The sequence below is a fragment of the Methylobacterium platani genome (assembly GCF_001653715.1).
GTDB lineage: Bacteria > Pseudomonadota > Alphaproteobacteria > Rhizobiales > Beijerinckiaceae > Methylobacterium > Methylobacterium platani.
Genome location: NZ_LWHQ01000036.1, coordinates 16,642 through 40,146, shown reverse-complemented (window position 1 = coordinate 40,146; position 23,505 = coordinate 16,642). Strand labels below are relative to the sequence as shown.

Genomic DNA, 23,505 nt, shown 5'->3' with positions numbered 1-23,505 from the left:
GGGCCGGCGGCGCGGCTTCTCGGCGCCTGGCTCGCGCCCGCTCACCGCTCAGGCCGGCATCCGTCCGCCCCCCGTCCCCCGCCGGCGCTCGGCCGCGTCGCGCGCGGCCGCGGCGGCCAGGGCCACCCGGTCCGGCACGTCCTCCTCCGAGCCCCACCAGATCGTCTCGCCGCTCGCCATCCGGGCGTAGCGGGCCTGGCCGCAGAGGCCGACCTCGACGACGCGCCCGAACCGATCCGACCTGCGTCCGAACTCCATGATCCGTGCTCCCGCTTCGTGTCCGCCGGGGTGTCCCGCACGGGACCCGGCACGCCGTCCCGCAAGCGAACGGCCGAAGGCGGCGACGGTTCGAGCTTGGCCGTCCGTCGGTTCATCCACCGATGCGACGCGGTCGTCCGTCATGGGCGATACGGTACTCAGGTATCGCGTCACAATGTTTTCCGGACGGGGGCGGACCCGCGCGCCGCCATCCGCGACGACGGATCTTCGGGGCGACCGGTCCCCCGTTCCTTGTTATCTGCGAATTGTTCAATCTTGACGATTGACCTTGCAACGAGCGGCGCCCATCACGGAGGAGGTTGGTAATCGGAAGAGAAAATGGACGACGCTGCTCCCCCCACATCCCCGCTGATCGAGCTGACGAGCGACATCGTCGGCGCCTACGTCTCGAACAACAACCTGCGCCCGGCTGATCTGCCCGGCCTGATTGCATCGGTACACGCCTCGCTGACCGGTCTCGGCCAGCCGGCGGCGGCGCCCGAGGAGGATCACAAGGTCACCGCGGCGCAGATCCGGAAATCGGTGACGCCGGACAGCATCACGAGCTTCCTGGACGGCAAGCCGTACAAGAGCCTGAAGCGCCATCTGACGACGCGCGGCTTCACGCCGGACGAATACCGCCAGAAGTTCGGGCTGCCCTTCGACTACCCGATGGTCGCCGCCACCTACGCCGCCCAGCGCTCCGAGCTCGCCAAGAGCCTGGGCCTCGGCCAGATCCGGCGCGAGCGCGCCGCGGCGCAGCGGGCCGAGGCCGAGGCGAAGGCCGAGCCTGCGGTCCCGGCGCGCCGGGGCCGGCCGCGCAAGGCCGAGGCCGCCGGCAACGGCTGAGCCCGCCCGTCCGGAGATCGCGGACGGGGGACCGGGCGGCTCACAGCGAGCCGCCGCCGCAGATCACCAGCTGCTGGCCCGTCACCGCCGCCGCCTCCGGCGACAGGAAATAGGCGACCGCCGCCGCCACCTCCTCGGGCCGGATGAACCGTCCGAGCGGCGGACGCTTCGGCGCGAGCCCGCCGCGGGCGGGATCGCTCAGCATCGGGGTCTCGGTCGCCGCCGGGGCGACGACGTTGACGGTGATCCCCAGGGGCATCAGCTCGGCGGCCCAGGAGCGGGCGAGCCCCGCGAGCGCGGCCTTCGAGGCCGCGTAGGCGCCCCGCCCGGCCGCCCCGGTGGCGGTACGGCTGCCGATCAGGACCACGCGGCCGCCCTCCGCCATGCGCGGCACCAGCACGTCGGCGAGCCGCGTCGCCGCCTCGACGTGGAGCCGCCACATCCTCGCCCCGTCCGCCGGGTCCGCCTCGCCGAGGCGGCCGACGCGCAGGAGCCCGGCGGCGTGGACGAGGGCGTCGACCCGCATGTCGCCGAGCGCCGGCGCGATGGCGTCGAGGTCCGAGAGATCGAGGGCGAGGTGGCGGTAGCGCGGATGCGCGGGCCCGCCCTCCCCCCGGCTCACCCCGGTCACCTGCCAGCCCTCGCCGAGGAGCCGCGCCGCGATCGCGGCGCCGATGCCGGAGCTCGCCCCCGTGACGAGGGCGTGCCTGTCCGCCGCCTCACTCACCGGCCGCCACCCAGGCCTCGCTCACCCGCACGTACTTGATCGCCTGGCGGTGATACGTGAAGGCGACGTGGATCGCGCCGTCCGGCGACTGGGTCACGGACGGGTAGGACAATTCGCGGTTCGAGCGGTCGCGGGAATTGTTGGTCATGCAGTAGCCGTCGCCGACCGCGAGGTTGCGCCGCTGCGGCCAGGTCCGGCCGCCATCGGGCGAGATGGCGAGCGTCAGCGGCGCCCGCGGCGTGCCCCAGAACGCCGTGCGCTTGTCCGGATCGATCGCGGCGGGCGTCGCGGCGGGCGCCTCGCCCTCGTCCTCGATCTCGTCGTAGAGCGAGGCCCGCCGCTCGGTCGCGGCCTCGGCGTTGACGGCGTTGTAGACGAGGGCGACGTGGCCGTTCGCCAGCAGGGCCGCCTGGATCGACGAGTTGTTGTTCGGCAGCACCGTCGGCACCGGCGCCGACCAGGTCTCGCCGCCATCCGTCGAGCGGCTCTCGTGGATCGCGTCGGCCCAGCGGCTGCGGAACAGCGCCAGCAGCGTGCCGTCGCGCAGCGGCACGACGCTCATGTGCACCGCCCCGGTACTGCCGGGCACCGCCACCTCGCGCCAGGTCCTGCCCTGGTCGGACGACAGCATCACCGCGCTGGTGTCGTCGTCGCCGACCCACTTCGCGCCCGGCACGCTCGGGCAGTGGAAGATCGGCAGGAGCCAGGTGCCGTTCTCCAGCACCACCGGCGGCTGGCGCACGAAGGTGCCGCAGCCCTCCCGCTGCGCGAACAGGGTCTCGATCGCCCCCCAGGTCAGGCCGTGGTCGCGCGAGATCCGCCGGCGCACGAAGGCGGTGTCCTGGTTGCCCGAGACCTGCGCGGTCCAGATCAGCCAGAGCTCGCCGGTCGGCGCGTCGAACAGGATCGGGTTCTGCTCCGAGCGGGCGGGATCGTCGGAGAGCTTCTGCGCCTCCGACCACGTGTCGCTGCCGGCCGGCAGGCGCGAGCCGTAGACCGAGATGTCGGCCATGCCCTCCTGCGTGCCGCCGAACCACACGCAGGCGAGGTCGCCGTTCGGCAGCGCCAGGATGTTGGCGGCGTGGTTCTGCACGCACGGGCTCGGGATGAAGGCCTCGCGGCGCAAGGGGTCGCCGGAGACGGGCTGGACCGCGCCGGTGCGGGTCGATGTCTCGATGGTGTCGAGCATGGGGGTCTCCGTGGGTTCAGGCGGTGGTGGCGGGACGGGCGGGCTCGACCTTGGCGGTCTCCTTGTCGCCCCAGCGGAACAGGCGCTCGACCCCCATGACGAGGAGCGGCGCGAGGGCGGCGATGTACATGTTGTCGATGCCGTAGGGATTGCCCATCGCGTACCAGACCGTGGTGGCGAGCGCCGCGCCGAGGAGCCCCAGCGTCGCGCCACGGTTCGAGCCGAACCAGGGCAGGTAGAAGCCGACCATCGCGACGATCGAGATCGACAGGCGCAGCGCCCGGGTGAAGAACGACAGCTTCAGGATCTCCGGGATGAAGAACACGAAGACCAGCGGCACCACCGCGATGACGAGCGAGAACACCCGGGTCATGCGCAGCTCCCGGGCCGGGTCCGGCTTCCAGTACGGCACGTAGAAGTCGCGCACCACCAGCGACGCGATGGCGAGCGCCACGGTGCTGACGCTGACGAAGATCGAGGCGACGAGCGAGGTGGTGACGACGCCCGCGAGCAGCGGGTGCATGGTCTTGAGGAAGATCGGCAGCGCGTAGAGGCTGCTCATGTTCGGGTAGAGCGTCTTGGCGGCAAGCCCGATCAGCGCCAGCACGAGGCCCAGCGGCAGGCAGAACGCCGCCGCGTAGAGCGCCGAGGCGCGGGCGGCCGACGCGCTCTTCGTCGAGGAGATCGCCTGGACGATGAACTGGGTCGAGAAGATCGCGCCCACCGTGCCGAAGGTCCAGGCGAAGATGGTGGCCCCGCCGATCTTGCCGTCCCAGGTGAAGTATTCCGGCGGCAGCGCCGCCTGCATCGGGGCGATGCCGCCGGTGGCCGAGAGCGCGGCCCACAGGATGATGCCGATCCCTGCGACCTTGATCGCGCTGTGCAGGATCGTCACCCAGGCGACGCCCTTGAGCCCGCCGAACACGTAGTAGAACGTGCTCACCGCCGCGATGATGCACATCGCGGTCGGGATGTTGACCCGGAGCGCCGTCGAGATCGCGGCGGCGCCGCTGACGTAGTTGCCGACGTTCACCAGCAGCAGCGCGTAGATCATGATCACCGAGACGGTCATCATGGTCGACTTGCCGTATTTCTGCGCGATCGCGGCCGAGATGGTGTACTCGCCCGAATCGTAGATGCGGCGGACGATCAGCAGCCCGAACAGCAGGAAGCCGATCGAGGCGCCGAGCACCGACCAGGCGGCGGCGATGCCGGAATTGAATGCTTCCTGGGCGGTGCCGACCGTCGACTTGGCGCCGACGAATTCCGACATCAGCAGCACGCCGACGACGAGGGCCGGCATCGAGCGCGACGCGGTCATGAACTGGGCGTTGGTGCGGCTGCGCAGGCGCAGCGTCAGCCACCCGGTGAACAGGATGTAGGCGACCACCATGACCGCGATGGTCAGGCTCTCGCCCTCGGTGAATTCATGCATGGGCGTGTCCTCGGGATAAGGCTTTTGGGAGTCGATTGTTTCATGACCCGCACCCTTTCCCGGACGATTGCAGCGTCAGGGGAAGAAGATCCGGGATCCAGCCTAGGAAGTGCCGCGAAGCGGCTCTGTATGACGCGACGTTGCGAACGGACGGACGCTTCGCGACTTTTCGTGCTGGTTCCCGGATCTCCTTCCGCTTCGCTTCAGTCGTCCGGGAAAGGGGCCGTGATGGGGATGAGAGACCGGACCGGCATCTTGGCGCGCCGTTTCCCGGCCGATCTCAGGAGGCCCGGGCGAGCCCCTCGCCCGAGTCCAGCAGCGCGACGCGCTCGGCCTCGGAAAGCGGCATCAGCGGCGGGCGCAGGCGGTGCCAGTCCGGATCGCCCGTGCGCGCGGCGGTGAGCGCCTTGAGCGAGGCCATCTGGGCAAAGCGCGAGGCGCGCTCGCGGGTCGCCACCACACGGGCTTGCGCCGCCGCGACCTCGTCCGCCTTCGCCGGATCGGCGTGATGGTCGAAGACGAAGCGCAGGTCTCTCGCGCAGAGGTTGGTGGTCGCGGTGATCGCCCCGGCGCCGCCGATCGTCAGGAGCGGCAGCATCAGCGGGTCGGCGCCGGCCAGCACCGAGAAGCCCGGGAAGCGCTCGACCAGCGCCGTCATGTGGGCGAGGTCGCCCGACGAATCCTTGATGCCGGTGACGATGCCGGGGAAGCGCTCGCGCAGGGCCGCGATGACGCCGTGCGGGATCGGCACGCCGGACATCTGCGGGATGTGGTAGAGCACGACCCGCAGGCGGTCGTCGCCGACCCCCTCGATGATCCGCGAATACGCCGCGATCAGGCCGTCCTCGGAGACGCCCTTGTAGTAGAACGGCGGCAGCAGCACGACCGTCGTCACGCCGACCGAGAGGGCGTGGCGGGTGAGCGCCACGGTCTCGGGGATCGCCGCGACGCCGGTGCCGGGCATCAGCTGCGCGGGCGCGACCCCGCCCTCGAGCGCCGCCTCGAGCAGGCGCATCCGCTCGTCGGCCGAGAACGAGTTCGCCTCGCCGGTCGTGCCGAGCAGCGCCACGCCGGTGCAGCCCTCGTCGACGAGGTAGCGGCAATGCGCGGTGAAGGCCGAATAATGCGGGTTCAGGTCCCGGTCGAGGGGCGTCAGGGCGGCGCAGAACACGCCGCGGGGGAAGACGGGATCGGTCATGACGAGCGCTCTCAGCCGGCCGCGTGGTAGAGGGCGAGGATCTGGTCTTCGCCGATCTCGCGCGGGTTGTTGTCGAGGAGCCGGCGGATGGCGTGGGCCTCCGCCGCCATGGCGGGCAGGTCGCCGGCCGGCACCCCGTGGGCCGACAGGCGCATCGCGATGCCGAGATCGGCGCACCAGCGCGTCGTCGCCGCGACCACGGCCGCCTCGTCGTCGGTCTCGGGGAGGCCGAGGGCCGCCATCACCTGACGGGTCTTCTCCGGCACCGCCGGGGCGTTGAAGGCGAGGGTGTGCGGGAAGATCACCGCGCAGGCGAGGCCGTGCGGGATGTGGTGGCGGGTGCCGAGGGGATAGGCGACGGCGTGGCCCGCCGTGGTGTTGACCGGCCCGAGGCAGAAGCCGCCGTAGAGCGAGGCGAGCGCCAGCCCGGCCCGGGCCTCGCGGTCGCCCCCGTCGCGCACGGCGCGGGGCAGGAAGCGGCCGACGAGGCGGATGCCCTCGAGGGCGTAGAGGTCGATCAGGGGGTGGGCCTTGCGGCTGGTGAAGGCCTCGACGCAATGCGCCATGGCGTCGACGCCGGTCGCGGCGGTCACGGCGGCCGGCACCGTCATGGTGAGGTCCGGATCGATCACCGCGGCATCGGCCAGCATGAAGCGGCTCTGCACCGCGAGCTTGTTCTGGGTCGCGGGGTCGGTGACGAGCGCCCGGGTGCCGCCCTCGCTGCCGGTGCCGGCGGTGGTCGGCACCTGGATCAGGCCGATGCGGCGGCCCCGCACCTTCTCGGGGCCGACGACCTCGTGCAGGGTCTGGCCGCTGCCCGGCAGCACCGCGACGAGCTTGGCGAGATCCATCGCGCTGCCGCCGCCGAAGCCGACGACGAGATCGGGTTCGATCTCCCCGGCGAGCGCCAGCGCCCGGTCGAGGTTCGGGATGTCGGGCTCCGGCTTCACCTCGCCGAACACCCGCACCTCGCCGGGCAGGTCGAGGAGATCGACCCGGGCGGCGTTGAAGGCGTCGGCGACGACCAGGATGTTGCGGGCGCCCATCGCCCGGGCGCGGCGGCCGACATCCGTGACGGTGCCGGAGCCGAAGGCGATGTCGGGGCGGACGATCTCGATGGGGGAGTGGAGGGGGTTCACGCGGCGCTCCTCTGGGTGGTGGCAGTCGCGGCGAGCCGCTCGGCGTACTCGATGGCCTCGATCAGGCTGCGCTCGTTGGCGATGCCGCGGCCGGCGATGTCGAAGGCGGTGCCGTGATCGACCGAGGTGCGGATGATCGGCAGGCCGAGGGTGATGTTGACGCCCGACAGGTCGACCCAGCGGCCGGTCTCGGGATCGACCTCGAAGCCGAGCAACTTGACCGGGATGTGCCCCTGGTCGTGGTACATCGCGACGACCGCGTCGTACTGGCCGGCCCGGAGCTTGACGAACACCGTGTCGCCCGGGACCGGGCCGACGATGTCGAGGCCGTCCGCCACCTTGCCGGCGATCACCGGCGCGCTGACGTCGATGTCCTCGCGGCCGAACAGGCCGCCCTCGCCGGCATGGGGATTGAGCGCCGCGACGGCGATGCGGGGCTTCTCGAGGCCGATGCCCGTCAGCGCCGCGTGGGTGAGGTCGATGACGAGGCGCAGGCGCTCCGGCGTCAGGCGCTTGGGCACGTCCTGGAGCGCCACGTGGGTGGTGACGTGGCTCACCCGCATGTTGCCGTGGGCGAGCATCATCACCGAGCCGCGCACGCCGGTGAGCTCGGCCAGCATCTCGGTATGGCCGGCATAATGGTAGCCGGCGAGGTTCAGCGCCTCCTTGTTGAGCGGTGCCGTCACGATGCCGCCGATCGTGCCGTCGAGCGCGAGGCCCACGGCCCGCTCGATCGCCTTGTAGGCGAAGCGGCCGCCATCGGCGCTGAGCCGGCCCGGCTCGATCGGCGCGCCCTCCTCGTCGGCCTGGAGGCAGCACAGGGACGGCCAGTCGCCGTCACTCGACACCTCGGGGATCGCGACGTCGAGGCCGAGGGCGCGCTCCGCCCGCTTCAGGGCCGGGTTGCTGCCGATGACGACGAGCTTCAGGTCTCCGGCGGCGAGGCGATCGCGCAGCCTGTGGGCGGCCTTGACGATGATCTCGGGGCCGATCCCGGCGGGATCGCCCATGGTGATGGCGAGGTGGCGGGTCACGCGCGGGTCCTTTCCAAGATCAAGTCCTTTCCATGAGGAGGCCGTTCTCGCGCAGCAGGTCGCGCCAGAGCGTGGGCGTGCCGAACGCCCCGGATTTCGAGAGGATGTCGGTGCCGTCCCACAGGCCCCCGCGCATGCGCGAGCGGGGCAGGCCGGGGGCGACCTGGCCGGTGACGACCAGGGCCTCGGTGCCGAGCGACAGGCACAGCGCCTTCAGGGTCTCGCCGCCGGCGACCGCGAGGGTGCCGGGCGGCGGCAGGGCGCGGGCGAGGCGCCCGAAGGCAGCGGCGATGCGCTCGGCGGCCTCGCCCCGGGGGGTGCCTTCGGGCAGCGCGAGGCTCACCAGGGCGACGCCGTCGGCGGCCAGCCGGTCCGCGACCGGCGCGGCCGGGTCGCCCTCGTCCAGCACCAGCCGGTGCTCCGGGCAGAGGGCGAGCTGGCCTGCCGTCTCCGGCCGGTCCGAGCCGAACAGGCCGAGGACCGGGCCGCGCAAGGCCGCGCCGCCCGGAGCCGGGTGGGCACCGTGGCGGCGGGCGAGCGCCCCGGCGAGGCCGCCGCTGCCGCACCACAGGACCGGCGCGCCCTGCCCCAGGGCGGCGATCCGGTCGAGGTCGTCCTCCGTCGTCGCGTCGTAGACCGCGACGCCGTCGATCGGCCCCTCCGCGACGTCGGCGCGGCGGGCCGGCACGCCGGCCGCGCGCAGCGCCTCGGCGATGTCGCCCGACACGGCCTGCCACCCGTCGCCCGCGCGGGCGAGCTGGCGGCCGTCGCAGGTGCGCCGGCCCTGATAGGGGAAGGCCGGCGCCACGACGACGTGGCGCCGGCCGCCGAGGCAGGCGGCGAGCTCCGCCGCCCAGGGGCCGCGCAGCAGGCTGTCGACCTTCTTGAAGGCGATGCCGGCGCCGGCGAGCAGCGGGGAGGCGGCAGCGACGATCCGGCCCGCCTCCGCCGGCGCCCGCTCGCGGGTGCCGGTATCGAGGGCGAGGTTGGCCGCCTCCGGAACCGCCCCGCCGGTCCAGGCGACCGCGACCGGCCCGACGAGGCCGGTGAAGCCGGCCGCGGTGTCGAGGGTGCCGGTGAGGTCGTCGGCGATCAGCCGCAGGGTCGGCGGGGAGACGGACATGGCGGTCACGCGCGGCGGGTCGCGACGGAATTGGTTGACAACCTGACAACTCCACCGCTCAGGCCGAGCCGCAGCATCGCCGGGGCCGCATAGCGGGGGCGTCGGAATCCGGTATAGGGGCGGCCGGCCGGTCGATCGCCCGGTCGCGCGCGGAGCGGGAAGACCGGGTCAAGGGGTCGATCCGCACATCCACGGGCTTCCGCCATCTCGCTCCTCCCGCCCGACACCGCTCCGGCGCCGAATTTGTTGTAAACTTGTTATGGGGTACGAGAGGGCGGGCGGGGTTGTCAAGCGAGCGGTTGCGGTGTGCGGCATCATCGCGTTGCGCGGGTAGGTCCGGTCGGCGGCGGGCCGGGGCCTGGGATGCGGGCGGGCGGCCGGACTGGCCCTTCTCCCACACGGGGGAAGGGAAGAGGTTTTCTACCTTTGCTTGGACGGGAATTACGGGGACAGGAATTGCGGGCGGCATATCATTTAACGTAAGACCACAAGATCTAATTATAATATAAATTTCTCATATCTTCGTGGACAGTCGCGCTTGGATGAAGCCTATCGATATTGATGCGGTTGAACGAAATATCACGCCATCCGAATCGAGGAAAAAATCGAAATTCCACCTTCGAGTAATCATGCCATTACAACGACAAATCCAGCAACCGCCCCTCGAACAACCGGTCGCGCGACGAGCAGATGTGGCGGTGCATCCGGTCGCGCGCGGTCTCGGCGTCGCCGTCGCGGATCGCCGCGAAGATCGCGCGGTGCTCGTCGAGCACGCCCTGCAGGCCGGAATTGGGTCCGAGCAGCGCCAGGCCGTGGATCTTCATGCCGACGGCGATGTGCGATTGCAGCGCCTGCAGCGAGGCGCCGTAATAATGGTTGTTCGAGGCCTCGGCGATGGCGAGGTGGAAGGCGAAATCGGCGTCGTCGCGGTGCTGCTGCTGGCGCGTCGCGGTGTTCATCAGGTCGAGGGCGGCGCCGATGCGGGCCAGCGCGGCGGCGTTGCGCCGGAGCGCGGCGTAGCGGGCGCCCTCCGGCTCGATCGTCAGGCGGAACTCGTAGCAGCGCTGGATGTCGGCGATGCTCTCGACCGGGGCGTAGCCGAGGGCCGGCGCCCGCCCCTGCCCGCGCACGAAGCTGCCGGCGCCCTGCCGGGACACGATGACGTTCTCCCGCCGCAGCCGCTCCAGCGCCGCGCGGACCACCGGGCGCGAGACCTTGTAGCGCGAAGCCAGCTCGTTCTCGCTCGGCAGCTTCTGGTTCTCGGCGTAGGTGCCGCCGGCGATCTCGGTCAGGAGGCCGTGATAGACGCCGTCGGCGAGGCCGGACGGGCGCGCGGTGTCCGGCTCGGACTCGACGAGATCCTGAACTGCCGACGACATGGACTCTCCTGGCCTTGGGGGAACTGGCCTTGCGGGAACTGGCCGGGCGGGGACGGCCTTCCGGGGCGGCGGCCTCGGCCGCCCACCTGTCGACAAGTATGCCGCGTCCCGCCCAGGCAGCGCAAGCTTGTTAAATGTTGTCAGGCGCGTTGTCGCGGGTCTGGCATTCCCGGGGCGGGTTGGTCGCCCGCGCCCCGCCGGGCGATGCTCCGCCGCCAAGAATGCCAGAACCAAGAATGCCAGAACGACGAAATCCCGGGAGGACGCAGGATGCCGGCCCACGACCCCATGCCCTACCGGACGCAGAACTGGACCGTTACGAAGCCGGTCGCCTCGGGCCGGGACGGGATCGTCGTGGCCCAGAACCGCGAGGCTGCCGAGGCCGGGGCGGCGATCCTGGCCGCGGGGGGCAATGCCGCCGACGCGGCCGTCGCCACCGCCTTCGCGCTCGCGGCGGTCGAGCCCTGGAACAGCGGGCTCGGCGGCATCGGCTTCGCGCTGGTGCTGCCGGCCGGCGCGGCCCGCGCCAGGGTGGTGGATTTCGGACCGGTCTCGAGCCGCAACACCCGGGCCGCGGACTATCCCCTCACCGGGCGGGAGAAGCGCGACCTGTTCACCTGGCCGGAGGTCGCGGGCGACCGCAACGTCCACGGGCCGCTCTCGTTCTGCATCCCCTCGGCGGTGGCGGGCTATGCCACCCTGCACGAGACGTTCGGGACCGGCCGCCCGGTGGCGGAGCTCCTGGCGCCCGCGCTGGCGCTGGCGCGCCGGGGCCTCGCCCTGGACTGGTTCACGACGCTCAAGATCGCCTCCTCGGCCGCGGTGCTGCGGCTCTACGAGGAGAGCGCGCGGATCTACCTGCCGGACGGGTTGCCGCCGGTGCCGCCCTACCAGGGCACGCCCGGCTTCCGGCCGCTCGGGCGGCTACCCGGGACGCTGGAGCGGCTGGCGGAGGCCGGACTGCGCGACTTCTACGAGGGCGGGATCGCCCGCGACCTCGCCGCCGACATCGCCTCCCTGGGGGGCGTCGTCGACGGCGCGGACCTCGCCGGCTGCCGTGCCGCGATCCGCGATGCGCCGACGATCGCCTGGCGCGGCGACCACCTCGTCCACACCGCCGGCGGGCTCACCGCCGCGCCGACCCTGGCCGAGGTCGTCGCCGGCATGGACGGCGTGGCTCGGGCCCCCGGCGGCCCCGGCGCCGCCTGGTTCTCGGCGCTCTCGCGGGTGATGCGCGACGCCTATGCGCGGCGCCTCCACGGGTTGGGGGCCGCAGGAGAGCCGGGCGAGACCTGCACGACGCACCTCACCGTCGTCGACCGGGACGGGATGATGGTGTCGATGACGACGACGCTGCTCTCCTCGATGGGCAGCCGGGTCGTGCTGCCGACGACCGGCGTCCTGATGAACAACGGCGTGATGTGGTTCGATCCCCGTCCCGGCAGCGCCAACCCGATCGCCCCGGGCGCGCGCCCGCTCTGCAACATGTGCCCGGTGATCGTCACGCCGCGCTCGGGCGAAGGCCCGCGCATCGCCGCGGGCTCCTCCGGCGGGCGGCGCATCCTGGCGAGCGTGTACCAGACCCTCGCCTTCCTGCTCGATTTCGGCATGACGGAGCAGGACGCGGCCCATGCCCCGCGCATCGACGTCTCGGGGCCGGACGGGACGAGCGCCGATGCCCGGCTCCCGTCGGAGGTGCGCGACGCGCTCGCGGCGGCCGGCCCCCTCGCGGTGGTGGAGCACGGCGTCCTGCCGATCAACTTCGCCTGCCCGAACGTCGTGAGGCTCGAGGGCGGGAGCGCGACGGGGTGCAGCGACGTCGCCTCGCCGTGGTCGGCCGCGGTGGCGGCGACCGCGATGTGACGGGCAAAGCCGGTCCCTGCTCAGCCCCGCCCGACAGCGTCGGGCCTGAAGAACAGGCCGGCCTGGAGGCTGGCCCCGATCCGCTCGGCCCGCTCCTGCAGGGCGTGAGCGTCCTCGGGAGGAAAATGCGCCTGCGCGGTCTCCCCGAACAGCGCGAGCCAGCGCGTGAAATGCGCCGGCTGCAGGCTGCCGAGGGCCTGATGCGTCCCGAAGGGATTGCCCTTGTAGCGGCCGGTCTTGAACAAGACCGAAGACCAGAACGCCTCGACCGTCGCCATGTGCCGTGGCCAGGCGGCGTCCGGGATCGCCGCCGCGAAGACCGGGCCGAGGAGCGGGTCGCGGCGGACCCGCGCGTAGAACTGCGCCAGGAAGGGAGCGAGGCTGCTGTCGTTCAAGGTCATGCCGGTCAGATGTCGATCGATCCGCACCCGGGCAAGGGAGCCGGGCCGCGCCTGTCCGCACCGTGACCGATACCGGCCTCAACCGGGCTTGAACATCAGCCCGGCCTCGCGAAAGCCCCCGTCGACGTTGAGGGTGTGGCCGTGGATGTAGCGGGCCTCGTCCGAGCACAGGAAGACCGCCGCGTCGGCGATCTCCTCCGGGGTGCCGTAGCGGGTCATCGGGATGCGGGCGGCGTAGGCCTCGCGGGTCGCCCGGTCGTGCATCGCCTTGGCGATCTCGGTCTCGATCGCGCCGGGGGCGATGTTGTTGACGTTGATGTCGTGGTGGGCGAGCTCGACCGCCATCACCTTGGTCAGCAGCTCGAGCCCGGCCTTGGCCGAGCCGTAGGCCGCCCGGCCGTTGCCGCCGCGCTGGCCCGACAGCGAGGCGATGTTGACGATCTTGCCGCCGCCGGTGCGCACCATCTCGCGGGCGCAGGCCTGCGCCACCATGAACGCGCCGGTGAGGTTGACGCCGAGGATCCGGTTCCACTCGGCGAGGCTGGTCTCGAGGAACGGCGTGGCGGCGCCGATCCCCGCATTGTTGACGAGGATGTCGACGCGGCCGTGGGCGGACAGGATCGCCGCCATCATGGCGGCGACGGACGCCTCGTCGGCGACGTCGACGGCGACCGGCATCGCGGTGTCCCCGAGCCCGGCGGCGGCGGCCTCGGCGCCCGCCCCGTTCACGTCGGCGACGACGACCCGCGCGCCCTCGCGCACGAAGGCGGCGGCGACGGCGTGGCCGATGCCCCGCGCCGCCCCCGTCACGAGGGCGATCCTGCCCGTGAGCCTGTCGCCGGCCGGCCTCTGCATGGTATCCGTCTCCTCACGAAGGGGCGCGGCCGCCGGCCTTGACCGCCGAGAAGAAATCCGGCCGGCCGACCTGGCCGCCCTTCAGCGCCAGCTCGAGCCCGTCGAGCGGCGTGTCGGGGCCGTGGGCGCGGCAGAGCGGCGAGCCCGGATCGAGGGGGCCGAGCGCGCTCAGCGCATCGACGCCGAGCTGCATCGCGGCGTGGCCCGACGTGTCGCCGCCGGCGATCACCGCCCGGGTCAGGCCCGTCGACAGGACGATCTCCCGCAGCGCCCGGCCGAGCCCGGCCCCGAGCCGCTCGCTCGCTATGACCGGATCGAGCCCGGCGGCACCCACGGCCGCGCGCAGGGCGGCGACGGCCGGGTCGTCGGGACCCGCGGCGCTGTAGACCAGGGGATCGCGGCCCTCGGCCAGCGCGGCGCGGGCCTCGGCGACGGCGCGCCCGATCTCCCGCTCCCAGGCCGCGTCGTCGACGACCCGCCTCGCATCGAGGCGGATGCCGGCAAAGCCGCGGTCGAGGGCGTGGGCGATCTGGCCGGCGGTGGCCGGCGAGACCGACCCGGACACGACCGCGATCCGGGAGACCGGGCCGGGCCGGGCGGCGGGCGGCTCGGCGGGCAGGAGGCCGGCCCGGCGCCAATGGGCGACGAGGGCGGCCTCGACCCCCTGCGAGCCGACGGCGAAGACGTGGCGCCCGCCCCGCTCCCAGATCAGGCGCCCGGCCTCGGCCAGGGTCTCGGCATCGAGCACGTCGAGGGAGACGATGGCCCCGCCCTGCGCGCGCGCGCGGTCGAGGGCCGCATCCCCCTCTCCCCGCTTCATCGCCACGAAGTCGACGAGGCCGACCGGCAGGGCGGTCTGGCGGGCGAGGTGGCGGGCGAGGTCGGCCTCGTCCATCGGCGTGACCGGGTGGCGGGCCATGGTCGGGTGGCGGTCGAGGCGGTGGCCGGTGCCGTCGGCCACCGCGAACAGGTGGCCGAAGCTCTGGTAGCGCCCCATCCCGGGATCGGCGACGACCATCGGGGTCCAGTCGCCGGGAAAGATCCCGCGCCCGATCTCGACCGCCCGGCCGATCGAGCCGACCTGCGGTGCCGAATCGAAGGTCGAGCAGACCTTGTAATGCGCGATCCGCGCGCCGAGCGAGGCGAGGAGCCGGAAGGACCCGGGCAGCTCCCGGTCCATCCAGGCGGGCGGCTGCGAACGCGCCACCCCGGCGATGCCGACGGCGCGGGCGCCCGCGAAGGCGGCGAAGCGCGCCGGGCCGGGGCTTGCGAGGAACAGCACCGTCTCGAGCCCGGCGAAGGCTAGGACTTCCATCGCCGCCGACGAGCCGGTGAAGTCGTCGCCGTAGAAGGCGACGAGGGGACCGTCCGGGAGCGGCCGGGGGATCACGCCGCGCCCTCGAGCGCCTGGGCGAGTGCCGGGTGGCGACGCGCGTGCTCGGGCAGCGGGATGCCGGCCACCGCCGCCTCCCAGGCCTGGCGGAGCGCCGCCACGCCCTCCCCCGGCCCGCCCGGATGGGCGACGATGCCGCCGCCGGCCGTGACGATGAGGTCGGTCGACCCGAGCGCCGCGAAGGTGCCTGGCGCCTGCCGCACGGTCTGGCCGGAGGAGAAGACCGGCATGGCGAGGCACGGCTTGTCGGGAAACAGCGGGGTGAGGCAGGTGCGCGCCGAGGCGACGACGCTGTCGTCGTCCTCGAAGAACTTGTTGTCGAGGCCGTTGACGTGCATGTGGTCGGCGCCGGCGAGCCGCCAGACCTTCTGCCAGGCGACGTAGGACCAGCCGAGCAGCGGGTGGCGGGTGAGATAGCCCCAGCCGTTGCGGTGGGCGTGGATCGGCAATTCGCTCATCCGGGCGAGCTCGATCATCCCGACGAGGCCGACCGAGTTGAGGCTCGCCATCACGCAGGTGCCGCCGAGGTCGCGCACGAGGTCGTGGCGCCGGCGCATCTGGTCGATCTCGCCGGTGAGGTTGAAGGCGACCATCACCGTCTTGCCGGTGCGCTCGGCATGGTCGTTGACGACGCGCATCACCGCGCGGGCGCGGTCGTCGAACGGGCAATGCGGCCCGTCGGCCTGCAGCTCGTCGTCCTTGATGAAGTCGATCCCGCCCTCGCACAGGGTTCGCACCAGGGCGGCGGTCTCCTCGGGGCCGAAGCCGACGCTCGGCTTGATGATCGTGCCGATGATCGGCCGCCCCTCGACGCCCGCGAGGCGGCGGGTGCCCTCGATCCCGAAGCGCGGGCCGGCATAGGCGTCGGCGAAGGCCTGCGGCAGGCGGATGTCGAGGAGGCGCAGGCCGGTGATAGGGCGCAGCTCGAACAGGTTGCCGGCCACGGTCGCGAGCAGGTTCGGCAGCGAGGGGCCGAGATTCTCGATCGGCCACGACAGGGTGACGCGGGCGCGGCGCAGCTTTTGGGGATCGACCGCCGCGGTGGTCGGCAGCGACGGGACGGCGACCGGCGCGTCGAGGATCTCGAGGCGCTCGACCCGGGCGGCCGAGCGGGCCTTGAGCTCCGGCGTCTCGCCCGGCACCGGCACGAAGGTGCCGCTCGACTGCTCGCCGGCCATCGTCTCCGCCACCCGGCGGGGATCGCTCGCGGTCTCGAGGAGGTAATCCGCCTCGATCCGGATCGGAGGCGGCATCATCGTCCGGCGACCTGCATGGCGGCGTCTCCCCCTCAAGGTCCGCGAGGCCCGCTCGCCGTCGGGCTCCCGGCGTGCCGGCGCTCGTCGCGGGCCGGTCGTCCCGGCAAGGTAGGGCATTTTTCGCCGAAGGGGACAGCGTTCCTCACGCCGGATGCGCCGCGCTACGACGTCCGGGCGAGGAAGCGCACCGGGCGCTCCGCCTCGATCAGGGCCGGGAAGCCGGCCCGGAAGCGGGCGAGGTGCGGGGTGGCGAGATGGGCGTCGAAGGCGGCGCGGTCGTCGTAGACCTCGTAGAACAGCACCGTGAGCGGGTCGCTCTCGCTCACCGCGACGTCGAAGGCGCGGCAGCCCGGCTCGTCGGCGACCGAGGCGCGGGCGTCGTCGTGGGCGAGCGCCAGGAAGGCGTCGAGGGAGCCGGGCTTCACCCGGAACTCGGCGATGACCACGAAGGGGCGGGCGGACGGCATGGACGACCTCGACTCGGGGACGTGTGACGCGGCGCCGACGAGCGGCGCCGCGCGCCTCAGGCCGCCTGCTGCGGCGCCGCCTGCCGGGTCTCGTCCTCCATCCGGCGGCGCAGGGCGACGACGTCGAGGTCGTTGACGAGCTCGACGTCGTCGACGCTGACGATCGTGTCGCGGGCGACCGGGCGCTTGAGCTTGACGTTGTGGGCGAGCCCGATCGGCAGGGCGTTGAGGGCGAGGCTCCTCGAGGCCGGAATCGCGTTGGCCCACACCGCGTAGCCGCCCTCGCCGTCGAGCATCTCGCCGGGCTTGAGGTCGCGCTTGGCGGTCGCGACGGCGTCGCCGCGGAACTCCTTCGAGCAGCCGGTCGGCTCGCCCCGCAGCACCGCCGAGAGCACGCTGACGCTGGTCTCGAGCCCGATCATGTGGAAGGGGCGCCACATCGAGCCGTACCAGCCGGACGGGTCGGTGAGCAGGCCGTACTGCTTGAAGCAGGCCTTCGTGTACTCGCTCGTCGCCTTGAAGGTGACGAAGACGCCGTAGCGGATGTTGTTGAACACCTCGCGCCCGTCGGGCTCCTGGCTCGCCGCGATGTCGACGAGGCCCGAGCGGGCCAGCCGGCCGCCGTCGGCGACCGGGCGGAAGACCCGGGCGAGGTCGTGCAGGCCGGTCGGCGGGAAGGCGAGGCCGTCGTCGGGGCAGTCGAGCCCGGTGCCGTTGGCCACCGCCGCCATCTCGATCGCCGCCTTGGTGCCGTCGGTGAACGAGTTGTACATTTTCGGGTTGAAGTCGCCCTTCCTCACCTCCTCCTCGGACCAGCCGAAGAAGCCCCAGACGGTGTCGGGCGTCGAGTAGCGGTAGCGCGGTTCGAAGTTCATGCCCTTGCCGGCCGAGGTCAGCTCGAAGCCGCAGGAGCGGGCCCAGTCGACCAGCTCGCAGATGATCGCCGGCTGGTCGCCATAGGCCATCGAGTAGACGACGCCGCGCCGGCGCGCCCGCTCGGCGAGCAGCGGGCCGCACAGCACGTCGGCCTCGACGTTGACCATCACGACGTGCTTGCCGGCATCGATCGCCTGGATGGCGTGGCGGATGCCGGCGATCGGGTGGCCGGTCGCCTCGATGATGCACTCGATCTCGTCGCAGGCGGCGAGCGCCCCGGCATCGTCGGTGACGCAGGTGCGGCCGGTCCTGACCGCGTCGCCGGGCGAGGTCGCCGCATAGCGCTCCTCCGGCCAGCCGACGCGGGCGAGCGAGGCGCGGGCGCGGCCGACATCGAGGTCGGCGACGGCGACGACGTGCATCCCCGCGATGCGCTGGGCCTGGGCCAGCACCATCGAGCCGAACTTGCCGGCGCCGATCAGCCCGACGCGGACCGGCCGCCCGGCCGAGGCGCGGGCGAGGAGCAGGGTGGAGAGGTTCATCGGTTTCCTCCGTCGATCGTCTTCTTGGGCCGACCGGTCTTTCGCCGCGCCTTCCTCAAGGGAAGGTTGGGGCCGGTCTCGGCACGATCCCGGCCGGGGGCGTGAAACCCGCGGCGGGATCTGACGCCCGGACGCTAGAAGCCGGCTTCGTGAAGGACAATCCAGATTTCCGAGGCGACCGTGAAGCCCGGCTAAAGGTTCGTGGCGGCCTGCTCCGCATTCCGCATGTCGCGCTCCGCCGTCCAGGCGTCGCGCTCGCGGCGGAGCCAGTCGAGGAAGGCGCGCACCTTGCGCTGGCGCAGGTGGTCGGGCGGGCACGTCACCCACTGGGTGACGAGGGTGATCCGCGGCGGGGCGGCGAGCGGGCAGGCGACGCGCCCGGCCCGCAGGTCGCCCCACAGCATCAGGTCGCTCTCGAGCGCGATGCCGAGCCCGCCGGCGGCGGCGTCGATCGCCATGTGGGTGCGGTCGAACAGGAGCCGGCGCCAGCGCGCGGCCGGCACCGCCCCGGCGCGCTCGAACCAGGAGGCCCACTGCACCTGCGACTTCACCGAGTGGATCAGGAGGTGGCCGGGCAGGTCCTGCGCCGCGAGGCTGCCGGGGGCGGCGAAGGACGGGGCGCAGACGGGGCGAAAGCTCTCCTCGACCAGCCCCTCGGAAAAGAGGCCGGGCCAGCCGCCGGTGCCGTGGCGGATCTCGACGTCGACGCTCTCCTTCTGGAACGCCGTCGGCTCGTTGGTGCCGTCTAGGCGCAGCTCGATGTCCGGGTAGGCCGCGATGAAGCCGGAGAGCCGCGGCAGCAGCCACTTCGTCGACAGGCTCGGGGTCGCCCTGACGGTCAGCGTCGTCACCGAGCGGAAACCCTGGATGCGCTGCGTCGCCTCCATGATCCGGTCGATCTCGGGCCCGATCATCTCGAAGTAGCGCTCGCCGGCCTCCGTCAGCACGACGTGGCGGCCGGCCTTGCCGATGAGCGCGGTGCCGAGACCGACCTCCAGCGCCTGGACCTGCTGGCTCACCGCCGAGGGCGTGACGCCGAGCGCTTCCGCCGCCCGGGTGATGCTGCCGGAGCGGGCGACCGCGTGGAAGACCGTGATGGCGCGAAGCGGGACCGACATCCCGACACTTTAGCGGTGCTTCACGGACGTGCAAATAATCTGGATTGTCCTACACGGACGCCTCTCCGTAGTCTCGGCTGCCAAACGAGACGAGACGCCCCGGAAGGGGGTGCCGCACACAGGGGAGAACGCGCGCGGGAACGCCGCCCGCACGCCGCCACGCCTCCCCCGACGTCTCGACCCAAACGATGCCGCACCGCGCAACCCCGCGGATGACGGCGCGCCGGAGGAAACCCGATGACGACCACCCCCGAATCCGGACCCTCGCGCCGCCTGTTCCTGGCCGGCGCCGCGGCGATGCCCCTGTGCGCGATCCGCACGCGGCCGGCGCGCGCCGCCGAGTTCACCTACAAGCTCGCCACCGGCCAGTCCCTGACCCAGCCGATCAACGCCCGGCTCGACCAGGCCTGCGCGCGCATCCGCGAGGCCTCCGGCGGGCGGATGGAGCTGCGCTTCTTCCCCGCGAGCCAGCTCGGCTCCGACACCGACCTCATCACCCAGGTCCGCTCCGGCGGGATCGAGTTCCTCAACATCGCCGGCTCGGTGATCTCGACCGTGGCGGCGGGCGCGGCGATCACCAATGTCGGCTTCGCCTTCTCCGACTACGACCAGGTCTGGCGCGGGGTCGACGGCCCGATCGGCGAGTATGTCCGCGGCCAGATCGAGAAGGCCGGCCTGATCGTCGCCGCCAAGGCCGCCGACAACGGCTTTCGCCAGATCACCTCGAACGCCAGGCCGATCCGGACGCCCGACGACCTCAAGGGCTACCGCATCCGCGTGCCGGTGGCGCCGATCTTCACCTCGCTGTTCTCGTCCCTCGGCGCGAGCCCGACCTCGATCAACTTCAACGAGCTCTACACCGCGCTGCAGACCCGGCTGGTCGACGGCGAGGAGAACGGGCTGGTGACGATCGAGGCCGGCAAGCTCTACGAGGTCCAGAAGTACCTCACCGAGACCAACCACATCTGGGACCCGTTCTGGATCGTCGCCAACCGGCGCGCCTTCGGAAAGCTGCCCGGGCCGCTGCAGGAGATCGTCCGGCGCGAGCTCGACCGGGCCGCGATGGAGGAGCGCGAGGACGTCCAGCGCCTCAACGGCACGCTGAAGGCGCAGCTCACCGCCCGCGGCCTCGCCTTCGAGACCGCCGACAAGGAGGCGTTCCGCAAGGGCCTGATGCAGGCCGGCTTCTACCGCGACTGGCGCGAGAAGTTCGGGCCGGAGGCCTGGAAGGCGCTCGAGGCCGTGACCGGGGGGCTGGCATGAGCGCGCTCGCCGACAGCCACGGGCGCCCGGCCGCCCTCCCCTCCCCCGACTGGCTCGCCGCCGCCGAGCGCGCCCTGCGCCGCGCCGTCGAGGTGCCGGCGGCGATCCTGGTCGCGGCGGAAGCCCTGATCCTGTTCGCCGGCATCGTCTCGCGGGCGATCGGGCACTCGATCATCTGGAGCGACGAGCTCGCCTCGATCCTGTTCCTGTGGCTCGCGATGCTCGGCAGCGTCGTGGCGGTGCAGCGCGGCGAGCACATGCGGCTGACCTTCCTGGTCGGCGGGCTGTCGCCGCGCGCCCGCGCCTGGTGCGAGGCGCTCGCCGTCGGCACCGTCTTCGCCTTCCTGGCGCTCCTCCTCCACGCCGCCTACGACTACACCGAGGACCAGTCCTTCGTGGAGACGCCGGCGCTCGGCTGGTCGGGCACCGTGCGGGCGCTCGCGGTGCCGGTCGGCTTCGTGCTGGCGCTCCTGGCCTGCGCGTTGCGCCTCGCGCGCCACCGCCCGGCCGACCTGATCGGCGTCGGCGCCGTGCTCGCGGGCGTCGTGGCGCTCCTCGCCCTCGGCGCGCCGGTGCTCACGGCAATCGGCAACTGGGCGCTCCTGGTGTTCTTCGTCGGCCTCCTCGGCGTCGGCATCCTGGCGGGCGTGCCGATCGCGTTCTCGTTCGCGCTCGCCACCGCCGCCTACCTCCTCACCACCACGTCGACGCCGCTCACCGTCGTGGTCGGGCGGATGGACGAGGGGATGAGCAGCCTGATCCTGCTCGCGATCCCGCTCTTCGTGCTGCTCGGCCAGCTCGTCGACGCGACCGGGATGGCCCGGGTGATGGTGGCCTTCCTCGCCTCGCTGCTCGGCCACGTCCGGGCCGGGATGTCCTACGTGCTGCTCGGCGCGATGCTGCTGGTGTCGGGCATCTCCGGTTCGAAGACCGCCGACATGGCGGCGGTCGCCCCGGTGCTGTTTCCCGAGATGCGCAAGCGGGGCATGAAGGACGGGGAACTGCTCTCGATCCTCGCGGCCTCCGGGGCGATGAGCGAGACGATCCCGCCCTCGATCGTGCTGATCGCCATCGCGTCGGCGACCGGCGTCTCGATCGCCGCCCTGTTCACCGCCGGCATCCTGCCGGCCCTGGTGCTCGCCCTGGTGCTGGCGGCGGTCGCCCGCTACCGCGCCGGACGGGAGGAGGACGCGGTCGTCGTCCCGCGCGCGCCGGCCGCGGTGATCCGCAGGACCCTGGTGGTCGCGCTTCCCGCCCTGCTGCTGCCGTTCCTGATCCGCACCGCGGTGGTGGAGGGCGTGGCGACCGCCACCGAGGTCTCGACCATCGGCATCGCCTACGCGCTGGTGCTCGGCCTCGTGGTCTATCGCGGCGGGCTGAAGGCCGGCGAGATCGTCCCGATGCTGGCGCGCACCGCCTCTTTGTCGGGGGCGATCCTGTTCATCGTCGGAGCGGCGAGCGCGATGGCCTGGGCGCTGACCCAGTCGGGCTTCTCGCACGACCTCGCCCGGGCGATGGCGGCGGTGCCCGGCGGCCGGACCGGATTCCTGCTGATCTCGGTGGTCGCCTTCATCGTGCTCGGCAGCCTGCTCGAGGGCATCCCGGCGATCGTGCTGTTCGGCCCGCTGCTGTTCCCGATCGCCCACCAGTTCGGGATCCACGAGGTGCATTACAGCATGATCGTGATCCTCGCGATGGGCCTCGGCCTGTTCGCCCCGCCCTTCGGCCTCTGCTACTACGCCGCCTGCCTGATCGGCGGCGTCGCGCCCGAGGCCGGGATGCGCCGGATCTGGATCTATCTCGGCGCGCTGTTCCTCGGCCTCCTGGCGATCACCTTCGTGCCGTGGTTCTCGATCGGGTTCCTGTGACGGTGGGGGGAGCGGGCGCCCCGTTCCCCCGCGGGCCGCTACGCCGCCGGCGGATAGTCGGCGTAGCCCCTGGCGCCGCCGACGTACCAGGTCTCGGTGTCGTCGGCCGCGAGCGGGAGGCCGTCGGCGATCCGCCGCGGCAGGTCGGGATTGGCGATGAAGGGGCGCCCGAACGAGATCGCGTCGGCCTCGCCGGCATCGAGGGCGGCCTGGCCCTTCGCGCCGTCGTAGTCGGAATTGAGCACGAAGGCGCCCCGGAACGCCGCCCGCATCCGCGGCGCCACCGGCGGGCGCTCGGCCTTGCCGTTGGTGCCCTCGAAGCCGGGCTCGCGCACCTCCAGGAACGCGACGCCGATCTCGGACAGCGCCGCCGCCGCGGCCTCGAACAGCGGCTCGGGATCGCTGTCGTTCACGCCCTGGCGCTCCTCGTTCGGCGACAGCCGCACCGAGACGCGGTCCGGCCCGACGATGTCGGCCACCGCCGTCGCGACCTCGCGCAGGAGCCGGATGCGGTTCTCGATCGACCCGCCGTAGCGGTCGGTGCGGAAATTGGCGTTGTCGCGCAGGAACTGGTCGATGAGGTAGCCGTTCGCGGCGTGGATCTGCACCCCGTCGAACCCGGCCTCGCGGGCGTGGCGCGCCGCCCGGCGGTAATCGTCGAGGACGGCGCGGATGTCGTCCTCGGTCATGGCGCGCGCCTCGACGTGGGGCGCCTTGCCCTCGTAGGTCCGCGCCAGGCCCGGCATCGTGGTGGCCGAGGACGAGACCGGCTGGCCGCGCCCGGGCAGGCTCGGATGGACCACCCGCCCCATGTGCCAGAGCTGCGAGACGATCAGGCCGCCGGCCGCGTGCACCGCGGCGGTGATCGGCCGCCAGGCCTCGACCTGCTCCGGATTCCAGATCCCCGGCGCGTAGGGCCAGCCGAGGCCCTGCGGGCTGATGCCCGTCGCCTCCGCGATGATGAGCCCGGCCGAGGCGCGCTGGGCGTAGTAATCGACCATCAGGGCGGTCGGCACGTGGTCGCGGGTAGCGCGGGCACGGGTGAGCGGCGCCATCAGCACCCGGTTGCGCGCGTCGAGCGCGCCGAGCCGGATCGGGTCGAGAAGGCTGGGCATGGCGGACCTTCGTGGCGGGGCGGGAGACGGCGAAGCGACCGGACGGGGAAGGGCCGAGGGCCCGGCTTCGCCGGAAGGTGTCGCGCCGATGCTCCGCGGGAGCAAGGCCGGCGAACGGACCGCAGGCCTGCGCGCCGGCGGGCGTGCCAGCAGAACG

Annotated in this window: 21 protein-coding genes; 4 read left to right on the top strand and 17 right to left on the bottom strand. The window is 72.6% G+C overall.

The window, feature by feature from the left end:
- Positions 1 to 48: 48 nt before the first annotated feature.
- Positions 49 to 258, bottom strand: coding sequence for a hypothetical protein (locus A5481_RS17800; RefSeq protein WP_048433652.1), 210 nt, complete (start codon positions 256 to 258; stop codon positions 49 to 51).
- A gap of 339 nt (positions 259 to 597) precedes the next feature.
- Here A5481_RS17800 and A5481_RS17795 point away from each other — a divergent pair, with 339 nt between their 5' ends.
- Positions 598 to 1,107 carry a Ros/MucR family transcriptional regulator gene (locus tag A5481_RS17795; protein ID WP_048433651.1) on the top strand — a complete coding sequence of 170 codons (510 nt, stop codon included), beginning with the start codon at positions 598 to 600 and terminating at the stop codon, positions 1,105 to 1,107.
- 40 nt (positions 1,108 to 1,147) lie between these two features.
- On the opposite strand, the gene A5481_RS17790 is transcribed toward A5481_RS17795, so the two are convergent.
- From A5481_RS17790 to A5481_RS17755, 8 genes are all read right to left on the bottom strand, one after another.
- A complete protein-coding gene (locus A5481_RS17790) occupies positions 1,148 to 1,834 on the bottom strand; it encodes an SDR family NAD(P)-dependent oxidoreductase (RefSeq protein ID WP_048433650.1) in 687 nt (228 codons plus the stop codon).
- Positions 1,827 to 3,023 carry a sialidase family protein gene (locus A5481_RS17785; protein WP_048433649.1) on the bottom strand — a complete coding sequence of 399 codons (1,197 nt, stop codon included), beginning with the start codon at positions 3,021 to 3,023 and terminating at the stop codon, positions 1,827 to 1,829. Before A5481_RS17785 ends, A5481_RS17790 begins: the two co-directional genes overlap by 8 nt.
- A 16-nt stretch (positions 3,024 to 3,039) precedes the next feature.
- Positions 3,040 to 4,458: a sodium:solute symporter family protein gene (locus A5481_RS17780; RefSeq protein WP_048433648.1), complete on the bottom strand. Its 1,419-nt coding sequence runs from the start codon at positions 4,456 to 4,458 to the stop codon at positions 3,040 to 3,042.
- Between the two features lie 280 nt (positions 4,459 to 4,738).
- Positions 4,739 to 5,656, bottom strand: a complete 918-nt coding sequence (locus A5481_RS17775; protein ID WP_048433647.1) for a dihydrodipicolinate synthase family protein — start codon at positions 5,654 to 5,656, stop codon at positions 4,739 to 4,741.
- A gap of 11 nt (positions 5,657 to 5,667) precedes the next feature.
- Positions 5,668 to 6,795 (bottom strand): iron-containing alcohol dehydrogenase, encoded by a 1,128-nt coding sequence (locus A5481_RS17770; RefSeq protein WP_048433646.1) that lies wholly within the window; start codon positions 6,793 to 6,795, stop codon positions 5,668 to 5,670.
- Positions 6,792 to 7,829 carry a 4-hydroxythreonine-4-phosphate dehydrogenase PdxA gene (pdxA, locus tag A5481_RS17765; protein WP_197514210.1) on the bottom strand — a complete coding sequence of 346 codons (1,038 nt, stop codon included), beginning with the start codon at positions 7,827 to 7,829 and terminating at the stop codon, positions 6,792 to 6,794. The genes A5481_RS17770 and pdxA overlap by 4 nt, the downstream gene beginning before the upstream one ends.
- Before the next feature lie 19 nt (positions 7,830 to 7,848).
- Positions 7,849 to 8,952 carry a four-carbon acid sugar kinase family protein gene (locus A5481_RS17760; RefSeq protein WP_064504113.1) on the bottom strand — a complete coding sequence of 368 codons (1,104 nt, stop codon included), beginning with the start codon at positions 8,950 to 8,952 and terminating at the stop codon, positions 7,849 to 7,851.
- 635 nt (positions 8,953 to 9,587) lie between these two features.
- A complete protein-coding gene (locus A5481_RS17755) occupies positions 9,588 to 10,331 on the bottom strand; it encodes a FadR/GntR family transcriptional regulator (RefSeq protein WP_064504101.1) in 744 nt (247 codons plus the stop codon).
- A 270-nt stretch (positions 10,332 to 10,601) separates the two neighbouring features.
- Here A5481_RS17755 and A5481_RS17750 point away from each other — a divergent pair, with 270 nt between their 5' ends.
- Positions 10,602 to 12,194 (top strand): gamma-glutamyltransferase, encoded by a 1,593-nt coding sequence (locus tag A5481_RS17750; RefSeq protein WP_053082303.1) that lies wholly within the window; start codon positions 10,602 to 10,604, stop codon positions 12,192 to 12,194.
- A 20-nt stretch (positions 12,195 to 12,214) separates the two neighbouring features.
- Here the strand turns inward: A5481_RS17750 and A5481_RS17745 are convergent, their stop codons facing one another.
- The 7 genes from A5481_RS17745 to A5481_RS17715 all read right to left on the bottom strand — a co-directional run bounded on the left by A5481_RS17745 (position 12,215) and on the right by A5481_RS17715 (position 19,102).
- The gene (locus A5481_RS17745; protein WP_048433061.1) at positions 12,215 to 12,595 is read right to left on the bottom strand and encodes a group III truncated hemoglobin; all 381 of its coding nucleotides are present in this window, start codon (positions 12,593 to 12,595) and stop codon (positions 12,215 to 12,217) included.
- A 78-nt stretch (positions 12,596 to 12,673) separates the two neighbouring features.
- A complete protein-coding gene (locus A5481_RS17740) occupies positions 12,674 to 13,450 on the bottom strand; it encodes an SDR family NAD(P)-dependent oxidoreductase (RefSeq protein ID WP_048433062.1) in 777 nt (258 codons plus the stop codon).
- 13 nt (positions 13,451 to 13,463) lie between these two features.
- Positions 13,464 to 14,837 (bottom strand): four-carbon acid sugar kinase family protein, encoded by a 1,374-nt coding sequence (locus A5481_RS17735; RefSeq protein ID WP_064504111.1) that lies wholly within the window; start codon positions 14,835 to 14,837, stop codon positions 13,464 to 13,466.
- Complete coding sequence (locus A5481_RS17730) at positions 14,837 to 16,096, bottom strand: ribulose-bisphosphate carboxylase large subunit family protein (protein ID WP_064504109.1); 1,260 nt, start codon at positions 16,094 to 16,096, stop codon at positions 14,837 to 14,839. The genes A5481_RS17735 and A5481_RS17730 overlap by 1 nt, the downstream gene beginning before the upstream one ends.
- A 164-nt stretch (positions 16,097 to 16,260) precedes the next feature.
- Positions 16,261 to 16,566, bottom strand: coding sequence for a putative quinol monooxygenase (locus A5481_RS17725; RefSeq protein WP_048435502.1), 306 nt, complete (start codon positions 16,564 to 16,566; stop codon positions 16,261 to 16,263).
- Between the two features lie 56 nt (positions 16,567 to 16,622).
- A complete protein-coding gene (locus A5481_RS17720; RefSeq protein WP_048435501.1) occupies positions 16,623 to 17,984 on the bottom strand; it encodes an NAD(P)H-dependent oxidoreductase in 1,362 nt (453 codons plus the stop codon).
- A gap of 191 nt (positions 17,985 to 18,175) precedes the next feature.
- Positions 18,176 to 19,102 (bottom strand): LysR substrate-binding domain-containing protein, encoded by a 927-nt coding sequence (locus A5481_RS17715; protein WP_048435500.1) that lies wholly within the window; start codon positions 19,100 to 19,102, stop codon positions 18,176 to 18,178.
- A gap of 237 nt (positions 19,103 to 19,339) precedes the next feature.
- Between A5481_RS17715 and A5481_RS17710 the strand changes: the two genes are divergently transcribed.
- Positions 19,340 to 20,365 (top strand): TRAP transporter substrate-binding protein, encoded by a 1,026-nt coding sequence (locus A5481_RS17710; RefSeq protein ID WP_048435499.1) that lies wholly within the window; start codon positions 19,340 to 19,342, stop codon positions 20,363 to 20,365.
- The gene (locus A5481_RS17705) at positions 20,362 to 22,233 is read left to right on the top strand and encodes a TRAP transporter large permease (protein ID WP_048435498.1); all 1,872 of its coding nucleotides are present in this window, start codon (positions 20,362 to 20,364) and stop codon (positions 22,231 to 22,233) included. Before A5481_RS17710 ends, A5481_RS17705 begins: the two co-directional genes overlap by 4 nt.
- Before the next feature lie 38 nt (positions 22,234 to 22,271).
- Here A5481_RS17705 and A5481_RS17700 read toward each other — a convergent pair whose 3' ends face one another.
- Complete coding sequence (locus A5481_RS17700) at positions 22,272 to 23,348, bottom strand: alkene reductase (RefSeq protein WP_048435497.1); 1,077 nt, start codon at positions 23,346 to 23,348, stop codon at positions 22,272 to 22,274.
- Between the last annotated feature and the right edge of the window lie 157 nt (positions 23,349 to 23,505).